This window comes from Chitinophagaceae bacterium, from assembly GCA_030053935.1.
Classification (GTDB): domain Bacteria; phylum Bacteroidota; class Bacteroidia; order Cytophagales; family JASGCU01; genus JASGCU01.
In genome coordinates this window covers 1-17,080 of record JASGCU010000050.1, presented here as the reverse complement: position 1 = coordinate 17,080, position 17,080 = coordinate 1, and the positions used below count along the sequence as shown (strand labels likewise).

The following is a 17,080-nucleotide window of genomic DNA, read 5'->3' as shown; positions in this document are numbered from 1 at the left end:
TGGGACTCTGTGGGATATTTTTTAATTTTTTATATAATGTAATTTTTTTTATAAAACCATAATGTATACTAAAATGTCAGAATTTTATTACCCAGAATTATCAAAAATTATTATGAATACTGCTTATAAAGTACATTCATTACTCGGACCTGGTTTGTTAGAAAGCACTTATGAAGCTTGTTTAGAATATGAGTTAAAAGAAAATAAATGTAGTGTGAAAAGACAAGTACTTTTACCCCTTACTTATAAAGGCATGGTTTTACAAGACAGTTACAGAATAGATTTATTAGTAGAAGAAAAAATAATTATAGAATTAAAATCGGTAGAAACTTTATCAGACGTGCATTTCAAACAATTATTGACCTATCTTCGTTTATCAAATATAAAAGTAGGGTATCTTATAAATTTTAATGTTATTTCACTCAAAGGAAATATTTTTAGAAAAGTAGTATGAAGAAAATAATAAAACAACACGACATAACCGATTGCGGAGCAGCCTGTTTGGCATCTATCTCCGCTCATTATGAGCTTTTATACCCCATTGCTCATATACGTCAGATGGCTTCTACTGACAAAAAAGGAACGAATGTATTGGGAATGATAGAAGCAGCCAACAAACTTGGCTTCACTGCAAAGGGAGTAAAAGGTCCCTTAGATGCTCTCTTTAAAATCCCTAAACCTGCCATAGCACACGTGATAATAAAACAAGCACTCCAACATTTTGTGGTTATTTATAAAATAAATAAAAAATATATATGGGTAATGGATCCTGGGGAGGGAAGGATGATTCGGAAGACGTATGCAGAATTTCAAACAGAATGGACGGGAGTTCTCATTATTTTAGTTCCGAATGAGCAATTTCAATCGGGAAATAAGAAAGTATCCACCCTCAGTCGCTTTTGGAATCTCGCTTCCCCGCATACAAGTGTTATTACACAATCCCTTGTAGGAGCTGTCTTGTATAGTATATTAGGACTTTCTACCTCTGTATTTGTGCAGAAGATATTAGATTATGTTCTCGTAGATGGCAATAGAAATCTGTTACATCTGATGGGTATTGCTATGCTTATCATTGTTTTAATAAACGCATGTATAGGAGGGGTTCAGAATTTTTTAATTACCAAAACGGGGCAAAAGATGGATGCAGCACTTATTTTGGGATATTATAGACATTTGCTTTCCCTTCCACAGCAGTTTTTTGATACCATGCGAGTAGGAGAAATTACTTCCCGAATAGGTGATGCTATAAAAATACGAGTATTTATCAGCAATGTAGCAATGAATCTCGTAGTAAACGTTCTCATAGTTTTGTTTACCTTTGCTTTGATGTATATCTATTCTTGGAAGTTGGCTTTATTGGTAACCGTTTCTATTCCTTTTTTTGTCATCATCTACCTTGCTTTTAATTATTTAAACAAAAAATATCTCCGAAAGATAATGGAACAAGCGGCGGACTTAGAGTCACACTTGGTAGAATCTCTCACTGCTATAGGAACGATAAAACGTTTTGCTACGGAGCAACACTCCCAATTGAAGACAGAAAGTCGTTTTATAAAATTGCTCGAATCTTCTTTTATAAACGCAAAGGGACATATTTTTTCTAATAGTTTCAGCGGACTTCTCTCCAATCTGGTAACCATTGCTATTCTCTGGTATGGATCTACAAAGGTTTTAGATCAGCAACTCACCCCTGGAGCATTGATGTCTTTTTATGCCTTAACGGGATATTTATTAGCACCTATATCTTCCCTTATCAGCAGTAATCAAGCAATTCAAGATGCTCTTATTGCAGCAGATAGATTATTTCAGATAATGGATTTAGAGCGGGAACAAGAGGAACAAGGAAAATTAGTATTAACTCCACAAATGGTGGGAGATATACAGATTAAAAATATTTCTTTTCGGTATGGTTCTCGGCAGTATGTATTTTCAGACCTCTCTCTTACCATAGAAAGGGGGAAAATGACTGCTTTTGTAGGAGAAAGTGGTTGCGGGAAAACTACCTTATTATCTCTTTTACAAAATATTTATACTCCACAATCGGGAATTATTGAAATAGGAGGATATGATATAAAGCACATACGAAATAATTCGCTTCGTAAAATAATAAGTGTCGTTCCCCAACAAATAGATATTTTTTCGGGGTCTATAATTGAAAATATTTCTTTAGGAATAGAAGAACCCGATATGGAAAAGATATTAACGCTTTCCAAAATGTTAGAAATAGATACATTTATAGAAAAACTTCCCCACTCTTATATGACTGTATTGGGAGAGCATGGGGTTTCTCTCTCAGGTGGAGAAAGGCAAAGATTAGCTATAGCAAGAGCATTATACCTCAATCCCGAAATACTCATATTAGACGAGGCAACTTCCGCTTTGGATGGGCATTCAGAATCCGTAATAAAAAAAGTGCTTCTCCAACTGCGTTCTGATGGAAAAACCCTTATAATCATAACACATCGGCTTTCTTCTATTTTTGAAGCTGATATCATACACGTATTAGAAAATGGAAGAGTAATAGAATCGGGAAATCACCAACGTCTCATTGCTCTGCAAGGAAAATATTATTCTTTTTGCAAACACCAATTGCTGGGATTTGAAAATTTATGAACAGTGCATTTCAGCAGTTTACATGATCTTATTAGGAGTGGCACCAAAAATAATACTTCCAATACGGAGAAGAGTACTTCCTTCTTGGAGAGCTATTTTATAATCATTGCTCATCCCCATGGATAATACTTGCATATTAATGAAGGGGTGAGATATATTTTTGGCAAGGGAGTCAAATTGTGTTTTTAGTTGAGCAAATTCCTTTCTTATTTTTTCTGTGTCTGCCGTATGAGTAGCCATTCCCATAAGTCCCATAATTCGGACGTGTGAAAGAGTATCGGCTATCTCTTTTTGGAAAGGAATACGTAGTTCATCCACTGTGAATCCTGATTTTGTGGTCTCTTCGGCAATATGTACTTGTATAAGACAGTTCACTATCTTGTTTATTTTTTGAGCTTCTTTTTGTACAGCCATGAGAAGGGATATATCAGAGATGCTGTGTATCATATATATAAAAGGGACAATCTGTTTTATTTTATTTTTTTGAAGATTTCCTATAAAATGCCAATGTATATCTTTTGGGAGTTGCTGATATTTTGAAAACAGTTCCTGAACTTTATTTTCCCCGAAGTGCTTTTGATTTGCTGTAGTATATACTTCTAAAATTTTTTCTACTGTCTGTGTTTTAGATACCACTACTAATGTGGTATGTGGGAGTATATATTGTGATTGTATGTGTGCGATTTGTGTTTTTTCCATTGTTTTGAGTTATAATGTATTATGATGATTGCAATATATATAAAAATATAAAAATAACCGCATAGATGCATAGAAAAATAAATATCTCTTTATTTACATGTATATTACTTTTTTTACTAAAAGAATAACTACTATTACACATTAAAATGCTATGAAAGAAGATATTAAAAAACCTCTCAACAAAGAACGACTGATAAAATACTTTGAAATAATAAAATTTGGAATGCCGTATAAAAGAAATTTCTTTATAGGACTTTTTGTATTAGGATGCTCCAGTTTTCTGTTAATGCTGTTCCCTATTATTTCAGGGAAACTCATAGATGCAGTATCGGGCAAGAGCAATTGGATACTACAAGACACTACAAGCATAGTTCTATCCCTCTTTGGAATCCTTTTTGTGCAAGGAATATTTTCTTTTTTACGAGTTATTTTTTTTGCTCGCTTTGCAGAACGTTCTCTTGCGGATATACGCAAAAAACTTTTCCACAAATTTACCAAGCTGCCCATTTCTTTTTACGATTCCCATAGAACAGGAGATCTTATAAGCCGAATAAACTCTGATATTGCAAGTTTGCAAGACACATTTACCTTTGTTCTTGGTGAAATTATCAGACAGCTTTCTATCCTTTTTTTTGGTATTACATCTATTTTTTATTATGCACCTTCTATGAGCATCTTTATGCTTGCTACGAGTCCATTTCTCATCATAACTGCTCTCGTATTAGGTAAAAAAATAAAAAAACTATCTCGCAACAATCAAGATTTGCTTGCTGAAAACACCATTATTGTAGAAGAAACTACGCAAGCAATACATATAGTAAAAAGTTTTACGAATGAACCTTTTGAAAATAAAAGATACCAGCAATCTATCAACGCATTGGTGAAAAATGCCTTGAAAGCTTCCATTTTTAGAGGTCTTTTTATATCTCTCATTATTGTTATTATTTTTAGCAGTATTTTTTCTATTCTTTGGTATGGTGCTGTATTGGTAGAGAAGGGAGAACTGACCATAGGAACGCTCATTTCTTTTGTGCTTAATACCACCTTTATAGGAGCATCCATAGCTGGCTTGGGAGAAATGTTTGCCCAAGTGCAAAAAAGTATTGGAGCATCAGAGCGGGTGTTAGAAATACTTCAAGAACCCGAAGAAGCTCCTCTGCAAAGAGAATCAATTGTATTTATAGACCCATCTTTTACAGATATACGCTTTGATAATGTATCCTTTGAATACCCTACCCGCAATGATATTACGGTGCTGCATAACATACACCTAGAAATAAAAACAGGAAGTAAAACAGCCATTATCGGAACGAGTGGATCAGGAAAAAGCACTATTACCAGCCTTCTTATGAGATTTTACGAACCTACGGGAGGCAAGATATATCTCAATAATATTCCTCTCAATGAGTATTCTTTGGAAAGTATTAGAAAAAGTATAGGAATTGTATCTCAGGATATTGTTCTATTCGGAGGAACGCTGTTAGAAAATATTCAATACGGCAATCTCCATGCTTCTTTTGAAGAAATAGAAAACGCCGCAAAGCAAGCAAATGCATACGAATTTATACAATCTTTTCCTGATAAATTCCATACTACTGTCGGAGAAAGAGGTATAAAACTCAGTGGAGGACAAAAACAAAGAATTGCTATAGCAAGAGCCATTCTTAAAAACCCTCCCATATTGATATTAGACGAAGCCACCAGTTCTCTCGATTCTCACTCCGAAAAACTTATCCAAGAAGCGCTCAATACTATCACCCAAAACAGAACTACTATTGTCATTTCTCACCGACTTGCATCTATTCGCAATGCTGACACCATACTTGTCATAGAAAAAGGAAATATTATAGAAAAAGGCACACACGAACAGTTGATGTCTCACAAAAATATCTATCATAAACTCGTAACTCTCCAATCAGATAGGCATGATACCATATGAGAAGGTTGAATTTTTAGAACCCAAAATAGTTAGCAATCTTAATATTTCTATAAAAGAAGATTTCACAGTGAAACCATAGTTTAAAATATTTTTGTTATTACCATAATGTATTAAATAGTATTTTTAAAACAACGAGTAAAAAAAGGTTTATAAAAATGAAATCCATTAACTACAAAATAACTACTCTTACCGACACAAATAAAAAAAACACCCGTTCTGATATCCTCGTAATATATACGGGAGGTACTATAGGGATGGTTCATGGGAAAAATGGGGTCTTACAACCCTTTAATTTTGAGAATATGGTGCAAAGGATTCCCGAATTAAATCTTTTGGACATTAAAATTACCGTTATTTCCTTTCCTAAACCCATAGATTCTTCCAATATAGATATAAAAGATTGGCAAAGTATCGGGGATATTATAGAACAAAACTATGCACAATATGATGGATTTGTTATTCTTCACGGAACTGATACCATGTCATATTCTGCTTCCGCTCTCAGCTACCTATTAGAAAACCTCAATAAGCCCGTTATTTTTACAGGAGCTCAAATTCCTATAAGTTCTATCAGGACGGATGCAAAAGAGAACTTCATTACAGCATTAGAAATAGCTGCGGATACAAAAAATAACACCCCCATAATATCAGAAGTATGTATTTATTTCAACTTTTCCCTTATGAGAGGAAATAGAAGCCAAAAAGTAAAAAGCAGCCAATTTGCCGCCTTTGACTCCCCTCATTATCCTTTTCTGGCAGAATCAGGAGTGAGTATTGAATATAATTTTGATAAAATGGCTCCTTATAAGGCAGATACACAGTTGAAAACATATAAAAATTTTGATACCAATGTTACTATTCTGAAACTTTTCCCCGGTATAAATAAGCATATAGTAGAAAGTATTTTTGCTATAAAAGGATTAAAAGGAATTATTTTAGAAAGTTATGGTTCGGGAAATATTATTAATGAAAAATGGTTGATAAGCTGTCTCAAAAAAAATATTGACAGAGGAATTATTGTTTTTAATGTAAGCCAATGCGTAGGCGGAACAGTTGTTCATGGAAAATACGAAACAAGTAGTATTCTCAACGATATAGGAGTGCTAAGCGGAGGTGACATCACTACCGAAGCAGCTGTCACAAAACTTATGTTTTTATTAAGCAGAGAGAAAGACATAGATTCTGTAAAAACAAAATTAGTTATACCTCTTGCTGGAGAGATGAAATAAATAACTCAATGTACTACACAAAAAATATATTAAAAAAATGTATTTTAATATTGAATCCACTCAGAAAACTCCTTTGTATAGTAAAAAATAAAAACACTTTCACATCTTAAAAAAATACTTCAATACATTATTTATAAAGTAAACACAAAAAATATGCATGTCCCCTTTGAAATCTTACCAAAAAATACCCGTATATGGGTATATCAATCTCATAGCCCAATAAAAGAAAAGATACTAACCCCACTTTTTCAAAAATTTTGTGAAGAGTGGATGTCTCATGGAAACCAACTCAGATGTTCTTTTATATGGAAAGATTCTTATTTTCTGATATTAGGAGTAGACGAATCCTTCCATCCTGCTTCGGGGTGTTCTATAGACAAATCTGTTCATTTTTTACAAACAATAGAAATAAACTACGGACAAAGTTTTTTAAGAAGAGATTTTCTTTTTGTAGAAAAAGAAAGTACTTTACATCTATTACTACATAAAAATATAAAAGAATCCATAAAAAATGGATTTTTGAAAAAAAATATTTATATTATCAATACTGCCGTGAGCAGCATAGAACAATACGAAAAAGAATGGAAACTCGCAGCAGAAAATACTTGGATTCATAAATATTTTTAATACCATTAAAACGTAGAAACAATGAAAAAAAAAAACACTTTATATCTCTTATTATTATTTGTAATTTTTATTATTTTAGCAAGATGTAGTAGCATAAAACAAGGCGATAAAAAAATGCTCAATGGAGAGTATCAAGCCGCTATTATATCCTATAAAAAAGCAGTGGAAACAAATAAATTAAACCCTACTGCCAATTATAAACTTGCAGAAGCGTTCAGGAAATCCAATAAATTAGCAGAAGCATTTCCTTATTATGCTATAGCAATAAAAAACGAAGACCTAAAACTAAAAACATGGACATACTATATTGCATCACTCAAAGCAAATTCTCAATATGACGAAGCAATAAAAGTATTAGAAAACATTTTAGAAACATCTGAAGATCCTCAAATCCAATCAGAAATAAAAATAGAATTAGAAAAAATAATCTCTTTAAAAACTATTCCTGAAAGGCACTACGAAATAAAAAATCTAAAAGAACTGAATACACCCGCTGATGAATATTCTCCCGTGTATAATAAACAAAGAGGAGAATTATTTTTTACCTCAAATCGAGATGGAGGCAAGCAGTATAAATTAACGGGAACAGCTTATACAGATATTTACAAAGCAAAAATCAAAAAAACCTCTAACAATATCCCATACAATATGAAAGTAGATGTTTCTTCCATAGAAAAAATAGACCCCCTGATAAACTATCCAAATACAAACGAAGGGAGTGTCACTTTTTCATCAAATGGAAACTTTATGGTATTTGCAAAAGGGAACTCATACAATCAAGAATACGAAGAAGTAACCCTTTTCTCTACCCGATACCGAAACAAAAAATGGTCTGCCCCAAAAGTATTGAGCATTTCTAATCCACAAATATGGGACTCCAGCCCCGCTCTTTCACCCGATGGAACTACTATTTATTTTTCCTCAAATAGAAAAGGAGGATTTGGAGGTTTAGATATATGGGTAGCCACCCTGAATAAAAAAGGAAAATGGACAGATGTAAGAAATTTAGGAAAAGACATTAATACACCCGGAGATGAAATATTCCCATTTTTAGCAGAAGACGGATCTTTATATTTTTCATCCGATGGACATAGTGGTTTTGGAAAATTAGATATATTTGTATCTAAAAGAGCCCATAACCAAAACAATGTTTATAATTTAGGAGCTTCTATAAATTCTGATGCAGACGACTTCGGTATATTTCTAATAAATCCCATAGAAGGTTTTTTTACTTCTAATAGAAAAGGTGGAAAAGGTGGAGACGATATATATACCATTTTTAATAATGACCCCTCCATGAAAACTATTAACTACACCCTTAACGGCACAGCATTCGAAAAAAATGACTCCACTCAAACAATACTCTCAAATGTAAAAATTAAACTTTTAGATAATCACGACACCATTATATCCGAAACCTTTAGTGATAACGATGGACGTTTTAGTTTTAAAGTATTTGAAGATGAAACCTACCATCTTATAGCAGAAAAAGTAGATTATTTTGCATCTCGTGTTACCTATACTACCGAAGGAAAATCACCAAACTTAGATACCATAAAAGAATTAGAAACAAATGTTGTTTTTGATACTACTCTTTTCTTAGAAAAAGTAATACTGCAAAAAATAATTGTCCTAGAACATGTCTATTACGATCTAGATAAATGGGATATAAGACCAGACGCTGCTATAGAACTCGATGAAGTCGTCTCTTTTATGAAAGATAATCCCGAAATAGAAATAGAATTATCATCTCATACCGATAACAGGGGGGAACATAATTACAATATAACTCTCTCTGAGAATAGAGCTAAGGCAGCTGTCGATTACATAATCTCTCATGGAGTAAGTTCAGAAAGAATTGTATCTAAAGGGTATGGCGAAACAATACCAAAAATTCAAAACGCTCAAACCGAAGAAGAACATCAAAAAAATAGAAGAACAGAAATAAAAATCACAAAATATGATGCATCAAAATTAAAAATAGAGGACAGCTCATCTACTCCCGATGAACCAGCTCTCCAAACCCCCCCAGAAGAGGAAGAAAAATATTTTAAAAAAGAATAAATTCTACTATAAAATAAACATGAGAATGTTTAAGTAAGATAGATAAGAATATTTTTTGAAATTCGTCATAAAATATACTTCCATTGAAAACCCAAGCAATTCTTAAAGCTATACCAACCATAACAATTGATTCACTAACTACTTTTGTGCTATTATCATTTTTATACGTGTTTTGTTTACCTTGCACATGGAATTGATTTTGGAATGATTTGACCATAAACATCACCCTTATCTGTATATATTTTTTTTACTTAAACACTCTCATATTTTTATCCCTTCGGGATTTTTTACTTGTTATATTCATATCTTTAACATTCGTAATTCATAAATTATATTTTTTTAATATATTACATTTTTACAATTTATACATCTAAAAACAAGTAGAAATGGCAGAATATAACTTTAGAGAAGTAGAAAAGAAATGGAGAACATTTTGGAAAGCGAATGGTATTTATAAAACGGGAAATGATTTATCCAAACCGAAGTATTATGTATTAGATATGTTTCCCTACCCATCCGGTTCCGGATTACATGTGGGGCATCCTTTGGGTTACATTGCTTCTGATATTGTGAGTAGATATAAAAAAATGAAAGGTTTTAATGTCTTACATCCTATGGGATTTGATTCCTTTGGTTTGCCTGCGGAACAATACGCTATAAATACAGGACAACACCCTGCTATAACCACTGAAAATAATATTGCTCGTTATAAAGAACAATTAAAAAACTTAGGCTTTTCTTTTGATTGGGACAGGGAAGTTCGCACGAGCGATCCTTCCTTTTATAAATGGACTCAATGGATTTTTAGAGAGCTTTATAACAGTTGGTACAATAAAACAACGGATAAAGCGGAGGATATTGATTCTCTTGTCCATTCTTTTGAAAAAGAAGGAAATAAAAACATTGCCGCTGCCTGCAATGAAGACACACCAATTTTCTCTGCATCGGAATGGAAACAAATGACAGAGAGAGAAAAACAGGTTTTATTACTCAAATATCGTCTTGCTTATGTGAATGAATCTCATGTCAATTGGTGCCCTGCTTTAGGAACGGTGCTTTCTAATGATGAGGTAAAAGATGGTTTTTCTGAACGAGGAGGACATCCCGTTATCAAAAAAAAAATGCCCCAATGGAGTATGAGGATCACTGCTTATGCTGAAAGATTACTACGTGGTTTGGAAACAATAGAATGGCCTGAGCCAATAAAAGAGATGCAAAGGAATTGGATAGGCAAATCAGTCGGAGCTGAGTTGGATTTTTCAGTGGCAGAAAAAAATATGCAAATACGTGTTTTTACTACTCGTTTGGATACTATTTATGGGGTCACTTTTTTAACACTTGCTCCCGAAAGTGATATAGTGAGTGCAATTACTACCGAAGTCCAGCGACCATTGGTAGAGGCATACATACAACAAGCTATACACAAATCAGAAAAAGACAGAATGAGTGATGTCAAAAGTGTTTCAGGAGTTTTCACAGGAAGTTATGCCCTCCATCCATTTACCAAAGAAAGCATTCCTATATGGGTAGCGGATTATGTTTTGAGCGGATATGGAACAGGAGTTGTGATGGGTGTCCCATGTAGCGATACTCGTGATTACGCTTTTGCAAAACATTTTTCTCTTCCCATTATCCCCGTTTTAGAAGGAGAGACAGCGGATATTACAAAGAGTAATTTTATTGCTAAATCCGGAAAAATGATACATTCACAAGATCTCAATGGAATGGAATGGGGCAAGGCATTGGTAAAAATAACCGCACAAATAGAGCAAATGCACATAGGAAAGCAAAAAATAAACTACAAAATGCGAGATGCTATCTTTGGAAGACAGCGTTATTGGGGCGAACCGATTCCAATTTATTATAAAGATGGGATTCCTTACGTTTTAGATAACACAGCACTTCCATTGACACTTCCCGAAGTAAATGCTTATCTGCCAACAGAATATGGGGAACCTCCTTTGGCAAGAGCAATGGATTTCAAAACACAAGATGGAAATCCTTATGAATATACTACTATGCCAGGGTGGGCAGGTTCCAGTTGGTATTTTTTTAGATATATGGATCCTCATAATGAAAAGGAATTTTGTAGCAAAGAAGCTCAAAGATATTGGCAGAAAGTAGATCTGTATCTCGGCGGAGCAGAACACGCTACGGGACATTTGCTCTATTCTCGTTTTTGGACTAAATTTCTATATGATAAAGGATTTGTAAACGTAGATGAATACGCTCAAAAGCTTGTCAATCAAGGCATGATACAAGGAAGGTCAAACTTTGTGTATAGAGTGGTTGGAGAAAATACCTTTGTTTCTTTTCATCTGATACAAAATTATAAAACAACGCCTCTTCACGTAGATGTCAATATGGTGGAAAACGATGTATTAGATATAGAAAAGTTTAAAAATGCACGAGCGGAAGCAAAGACCGCACAATTTATATTAGAAGATGACAAATATATATGCGGATGGGAAGTAGAAAAAATGTCAAAATCCAAACTCAACGTCGTAAATCCCGATGATATTATAGAAAAATACGGAGCAGATACTCTCCGCCTCTATGAAATGTTTCTTGGTCCATTAGAGCAGTTCAAACCATGGAATACCAACGGAATAGAAGGTGTTCATAAATTTTTGAAGAAACTATGGAAATTTTTTGTTGATGAAAATAGTAATGGACGTATTTCTTTGGAAAAACCAAATCCCGAAGAACTCAAAATACTCCACAAAACTATAAAAAAAGCATCAGAAGACATAGAACGGCTCTCTTTTAATACTTCTGTGAGTGCTTTTATGATTTGTCTTAATGAACTCATCGCTCTCAAATGTAATAAAAAAGAGATATTAGAACCATTTATTCTGCTCATTGCACCATATACTCCTCATATTGCAGAAGAACTTTGGTACTTACTCGGTAATAAAAGTAGTGTGACAGTAGCACCTTATCCCCTTTATAACCCTGAATATGTGCAAGAAGATTCTTTTGAGTATCCAATTGCTATTAACGGAAAAACCCGCACTAAAATACTCTTTTCCTTAGATATAGAAGCAACCGCAATAGAAAAACAAGTCATAGAAAATGAAAGTGTCTTAAAATGGACTGATGGAAAAAAGATAAAGAAGATTATTATAATGAAAGGAAAAATAATAAATATCGTAACGGATTAAATTATATACTTCTTTTCATAAGGAAAAAAATAGGTATTCCTGATGCAATAAGGACTCCCCCCCATGCAATGGAAACAAAATCACTTCCTGTGATTGCCCAAAAAGAATATAAAAATGCCCCTACCCCCATAAGAAAGGACAAGTATAGTTTTTTCTTCGTGAGAGTATGTTTCTGTTTTGCTAATAAAATAATATAAGAAATAACCGAAAGCAAGTAAGGAATTAATACTACGGTGGTGGACAGGAGTATTAAAAACTTAAATTGTTCTGCTAATCCCTTTGTATAGTTCATGACGAGTAGCAAAGATATGACACAGCTGGTAAAAATGAGAGCATTTTGAGGAGTATTTTTTTTATTGAGTGCGGATAAAAATTTTGGAAAGAGGCGGTCTCTTGCTAATGAATAAGGTATTTGCCCTTGCACTAATATCCATCCATTTAATGCTCCGAATGTTGCTATTACTATTCCCAAACCTACTAAATATTTTGCTGTTTCTCCCCACATAACTACAGCTGTGTCTCCGAATGGAGAAAGAGATTTTTCTAAATCTACAGGTGCAATAACTCCCATAATAGAAATCGTGCTAAATACATATACAAAGGTAACAATAAGTGTCCCTAAAAGAGTTGCAAGAGGAATATTTTTTTTAGGATTTTCTATTGATTCGGATGGGATAGTAGCACTTTCTATACCCAGAAAAGCATAGAGAGTCAGAGTTGTGGTTATGGTAATGGCTTCAAAATTTGTAAAAATACTTCTGTTAAAAGGGATAAAATGTTCTGTTTTAGAATAGAATAGCCCTAAAATAGATATGAGAAAGAGAGGTATCAGTTTTAATATAGTTGTGAAAACTTGAACGTATCCTGATTCTTTTATTCCCATACAATTTATCCACGTTAATCCCCACAAGATTACTATACCAATGGAAACGGAAACGAGAGGATTGAGAGAAATAGAGGGAAAAAATAAACTCAAAGCACCTACTAAGGATACGGTAATGGTGGCATTTGTAGTCCATATAGAAATATAATAAGCCCAAGCCGCAATGAATCCAAAGAAATCTCCCATAGCCACATGGGTAAAAGTATAAATTCCACCATTAGAAATAGGGGAGAGTTGGCTGAGATGCCCGAATACTTTCGCTATACAGAGCGCTCCTACCGCTGATACTACCCACCCAATAATACTAATTCCCCCAAAAGGAGCAAGGGTTACGGGCATAAAAAATATACCCGCTCCAATAGTATTTCCTATTACGAGGCAGGTAGCTACTAAAATACCGACTTTTCTATGTTGCATTGTATTGTTTATAGTTTATTTGACACGTGTATTCAGAAATATTTGCATCGGTGCATTATTGTTTGCTACCAATATATATTCTTTTTCTTGTATAGATATTATTTTCATGTTTCTAACTTGTCCTATGAGAGAAAACCCTGTAAAATTGTTTTTTATAAACTGAAAAGTTCCATCGCCATTTCCTTTCCAAAACTGACCGTAGTTCGCATCATATCTACCAATTTCGGGCTTTACTTCAAAAAAATTACCTCCTAATACAATATCAGGAATATCATCGGCATTAAAATCGTGTATAATAATGCTTTTTACGGGTGAAAATTGTGCTTGAATGGGAAGTGGAGAGATAGAAAAATTTCTATTTCCTCTGTTTATGAGGACAACTGTTTCCATAATTTTGGCTTGCTTTTTGAGGGTTTTTTCTAATTGTTTAGGAGTAAAAATTTGTTCGATGGTTTCGTTTTTATAACTTTTATATTTGAGATATTTTTTTTTGAGAGAGGGTATTTGTTTTACTAAATCGTGTTTGAGAGCAAGAGGATACGATGTTTCTCCGTCATATTGGGATAGTATTTGCTCACTACTCCCATTTTGGTCAAAGTCATTGATAAAAAGGGATATGGGTTTCTCGGCAGAAAAGCGAAAACGAGAGTTAAGTCCTATATTTCCTACCACAAAATCTATTTTTCCGTCCTTATTTATATCTGCGGATTCTATGGTATTCCACCATCCTTCTGTATTTTGTAGAAAAATAGTTTGTGTGATATTGGTAAATTTCTTTTTGGCATATTTGAAAATACTAATAGGCATCCATTCTCCTACTACAATGAGTTCTTTGGTAGTGTCATTGTCTATATCTTCCCAAAGTGCATCGGTTACAAGTCCTATTTTTTGAAGGGATGGGGCTATTTTTTTTGTTATATCAGTAAAGTTGCCTTTTCCATCATTTTGCAACAGATAATTATAGCTGGGCATACCATAGACATCCGCATCTGTTCTCGTTCCTACAAATAAATCCATATCTCCATCGTTATCAAAGTCATTTGGAGCTACGGTAGATGAGTTTTCGGTTTTTGTGCTGGGGAGCATCTGGGGAGATTTTTGCAAAATACCTTTTTTATTCATATATAATCTATCCATAAGTTCATAAGAAGCGGAGGAAAACTCTACTCCCCCGCTGCAAACGTATACATCATCTGCTCCGTCATTATCTGCATCAAAAAAAACACAGTCGGTGTCTTCGGTGTTTTTATCTTTTTCAAACAGATCTTTTTGGGAGAGAGAAAAAGTATTGTCTGGATTTTGTATATATAGTTTTCCAGAGAATCCTTTTGCTCCACCCAGATAAAAATCTACCCTTGAGTCCCCATTAATATCCCCTGTGCAGAGACAAGGTCCTTCGGTAGAAGCCATTTGATAGATGAGGCGTTCTGTATCAAAATGCACGTATTCATTCTCTTGATGTGAAAAATCATTTTTGAAACGATGGGTTACTTCTTCAAAGAGGGTGTTTTCTTTCTTTTTTTGGGGAGGAGTATATTGATGTTTCGCCTCTGATTCTCGAAGGATGAGGGTTTTATTGATAGATATGTTTGTTAAAAGAAAAGATTTTTGAGAAGGAAATTCTACTAAAAGAGTATCTAATATGGATATGTTTCCTAAGCCAATTATAGGGCGAGGATCCACAGATGATTGGAATCCTCTGACAGGCATCTGCTCAAAATAAAATGTTTCTCCTCGATGTTTTGCGGTTATTTTTGTTCCAAAAGCAGAGGTGTTTTTATTTTCTCCGATGAGAATTACTTGCAGGTATGCGTTCTGTGGAAATTTCTTTTCTGCATTGTTTTTATAGAGAAAAATGGGCATATTGACGTTATTTACCACTAAATCTAAATCCCCATCATTGTCTAAATCTCCATAAGCAGAGCCATTAGAAAAACTGGGAGTAGAAAAACCAAGTTCTTCGGCTTTATTGGTAAATCGTAAATTCTTATTATTTATAAATGCGTAGTTTTGTATGGGAACGGAGGGAATGGCTTCTACTAATTTTTTATAGTTTACCCCTTTGGGAGAGATAATTTTTTGAACAGTTTCGTCTTCGGTAATAAAAGTCAAAAAATCCTGGTCGGTAAGGTCTTGATAAATGCCATTTGCTACAAAAATATCTTTATACCCATCGTTTTCAAAATCAAATAGAAGCGCCCCCCAACTCCAATCGGTCGCAGAAACCCCTGCCAAGCGACCTATTTCACTAAACGTATTATCTCCATTATTGAGTTGCAGGGTATTACGGGTAAATTGATGCCAATAATTATTTGTAACACTCTGTTGATATCTATCCCAATTATCAAAAGTAGTAACCGTTTTTATACGTTCATTGTGTTCGGGAAGCATATCCGTTACAAAAATATCGGGATAGGCATCATTATTGATGTCCGCCAAGTCCGCTCCCATAGATGCAGCAGAAATACTCCGTATTTGCTCCTCCAATACCTCTTGAAATGTTCCATTTTGCTGATTTATATACAGATAGTCCCGCTCAAAAAAATCATTGGAAACGTATATATCCTGCCAACCATCTTTGTCGATATCCCCCACCGTAACGCCCAATCCAAAGCCAATAATACTGCCATAAATACCCGCATCTTGGCTCACATCTCTAAATGTATTACCATCATTTCTAAAAAGTTTATCCCCTCCCAAAGAATCTCGTATCGGACGTTGGTTTTTTTTGAGATTAAAACTGCCAATTGCCTGATAAGAGTTATTCAAAAGATACATATCTAAATCTCCATCCTTATCATAATCAAAAAAAGCCGCATGGGTAGAATACCCTTTGTCTGCCAATCCATATTCTTCCGCACACTCCCGAAAGGTATTGTCTCGGTTATTGATAAAGAGCTCATTTTGTTTATTATCCCCTTGTATACTCCCCGAATTACAGACATATATATCTGCCCATCCGTCTCCATTGACATCCGCAATGCTCACACCTGTTGACCAAGACCGCTTTCCTTCCACACCTGCTCTCTCTGTAATATCCTCAAACTGCCAATTTCCTTTGTTCAGATAGAGTTTATTCTTCAGCATATTGGCGGTAAGATATATATCCAAAAGCGAGTCATTATTGAAATCTCCAAGCCCTACTCCACCTCCATTATAATAGTTTCTATAGGTATAGACATTAAAGTCTTGTTGAAAAGTTAGGGTATTTTCAAAGGGAATGCCCGCTTCTTTTGGGTTTATTGCTTCAAAAAGGAACGTCTTGTCTTCCGTTTTTGTATCACAACGAAAGAGTAAAAGAAATGGCACAAGCAACATAATCTTTGGAATGGTGAATGGTTTCATCGTGTTTCTATTCTGTGTGAGTATATTTTTTTTCATTTGGATTCTAATTGTTTCTGTTTTGCTAATAGAACTTCCGCCTCTTCCAAACGCCCCCATGCTT

The 17,080-nt window shown here is 34.2% G+C and carries 10 protein-coding genes and 1 pseudogene; 8 read left to right on the top strand and 3 right to left on the bottom strand.

The annotated features are described in order from the left end of the window. Positions 1-73 precede the first annotated feature (73 nt). Together QM536_06345 and QM536_06340 are read left to right on the top strand one after the other, a co-directional pair. Positions 74-454, top strand: coding sequence for a GxxExxY protein (locus QM536_06345; GenBank protein MDI9356623.1), 381 nt, complete (start codon positions 74-76; stop codon positions 452-454). After that, entirely contained in the window at positions 451-2,613 is a 2,163-nt protein-coding gene (locus tag QM536_06340; protein MDI9356622.1) for a peptidase domain-containing ABC transporter, read from the top strand. Before QM536_06345 ends, QM536_06340 begins: the two co-directional genes overlap by 4 nt. An 18-nt stretch (positions 2,614-2,631) precedes the next feature. On the opposite strand, the gene QM536_06335 is transcribed toward QM536_06340, so the two are convergent. After that, the gene (locus QM536_06335; protein ID MDI9356621.1) at positions 2,632-3,312 is read right to left on the bottom strand and encodes a YggS family pyridoxal phosphate-dependent enzyme; all 681 of its coding nucleotides are present in this window, start codon (positions 3,310-3,312) and stop codon (positions 2,632-2,634) included. A 151-nt stretch (positions 3,313-3,463) separates the two neighbouring features. Here QM536_06335 and QM536_06330 point away from each other — a divergent pair, with 151 nt between their 5' ends. The 6 genes and pseudogenes from QM536_06330 to leuS all read left to right on the top strand — a co-directional run bounded on the left by QM536_06330 (position 3,464) and on the right by leuS (position 12,335). Next, positions 3,464-5,251, top strand: coding sequence for an ABC transporter ATP-binding protein (locus QM536_06330; protein MDI9356620.1), 1,788 nt, complete (start codon positions 3,464-3,466; stop codon positions 5,249-5,251). A 155-nt stretch (positions 5,252-5,406) separates the two neighbouring features. Then, the gene (locus QM536_06325) at positions 5,407-6,480 is read left to right on the top strand and encodes an asparaginase (protein ID MDI9356619.1); all 1,074 of its coding nucleotides are present in this window, start codon (positions 5,407-5,409) and stop codon (positions 6,478-6,480) included. 153 nt (positions 6,481-6,633) lie between these two features. Beyond that, positions 6,634-7,107, top strand: a complete 474-nt coding sequence (locus QM536_06320) for a hypothetical protein (GenBank protein MDI9356618.1) — start codon at positions 6,634-6,636, stop codon at positions 7,105-7,107. 21 nt (positions 7,108-7,128) lie between these two features. Next, positions 7,129-9,171 (top strand): OmpA family protein, encoded by a 2,043-nt coding sequence (locus QM536_06315; GenBank protein ID MDI9356617.1) that lies wholly within the window; start codon positions 7,129-7,131, stop codon positions 9,169-9,171. Positions 9,172-9,557: 386 nt separating this feature from the next. After that, positions 9,558-9,992 (top strand): annotated as a pseudogene (locus QM536_06310) (class I tRNA ligase family protein). A gap of 138 nt (positions 9,993-10,130) precedes the next feature. Beyond that, entirely contained in the window at positions 10,131-12,335 is a 2,205-nt protein-coding gene (gene leuS, locus QM536_06305; protein MDI9356616.1) for a leucine--tRNA ligase, read from the top strand. A gap of 1 nt (position 12,336) precedes the next feature. On the opposite strand, the gene QM536_06300 is transcribed toward leuS, so the two are convergent. Continuing rightward, positions 12,337-13,635, bottom strand: a complete 1,299-nt coding sequence (locus tag QM536_06300) for an amino acid permease (protein MDI9356615.1) — start codon at positions 13,633-13,635, stop codon at positions 12,337-12,339. Positions 13,636-13,650: 15 nt separating this feature from the next. After that, the coding region (locus tag QM536_06295; GenBank protein MDI9356614.1) for a VCBS repeat-containing protein at positions 13,651-17,080 on the bottom strand (3,430 nt) is incomplete at its 5' end.

Bases quoted from the DNA above. Each gene is read 5' to 3' on its own strand.
- QM536_06345 (MDI9356623.1), top strand. From the start codon at position 74: ATGTCAGAATTTTATTACCCAGAATTATCAAAAATTATTATGAATACT.
- QM536_06340 (MDI9356622.1), top strand. From the start codon at position 451: ATGAAGAAAATAATAAAACAACACGACATAACCGATTGCGGAGCAGCC.
- QM536_06335 (MDI9356621.1), bottom strand. From the start codon at position 3,312: ATGGAAAAAACACAAATCGCACACATACAATCACAATATATACTCCCA.
- QM536_06330 (MDI9356620.1), top strand. From the start codon at position 3,464: ATGAAAGAAGATATTAAAAAACCTCTCAACAAAGAACGACTGATAAAA.
- QM536_06325 (MDI9356619.1), top strand. From the start codon at position 5,407: ATGAAATCCATTAACTACAAAATAACTACTCTTACCGACACAAATAAA.
- QM536_06320 (MDI9356618.1), top strand. From the start codon at position 6,634: ATGCATGTCCCCTTTGAAATCTTACCAAAAAATACCCGTATATGGGTA.
- QM536_06315 (MDI9356617.1), top strand. From the start codon at position 7,129: ATGAAAAAAAAAAACACTTTATATCTCTTATTATTATTTGTAATTTTT.
- leuS (MDI9356616.1), top strand. From the start codon at position 10,131: ATGACAGAGAGAGAAAAACAGGTTTTATTACTCAAATATCGTCTTGCT.
- QM536_06300 (MDI9356615.1), bottom strand. From the start codon at position 13,635: ATGCAACATAGAAAAGTCGGTATTTTAGTAGCTACCTGCCTCGTAATA.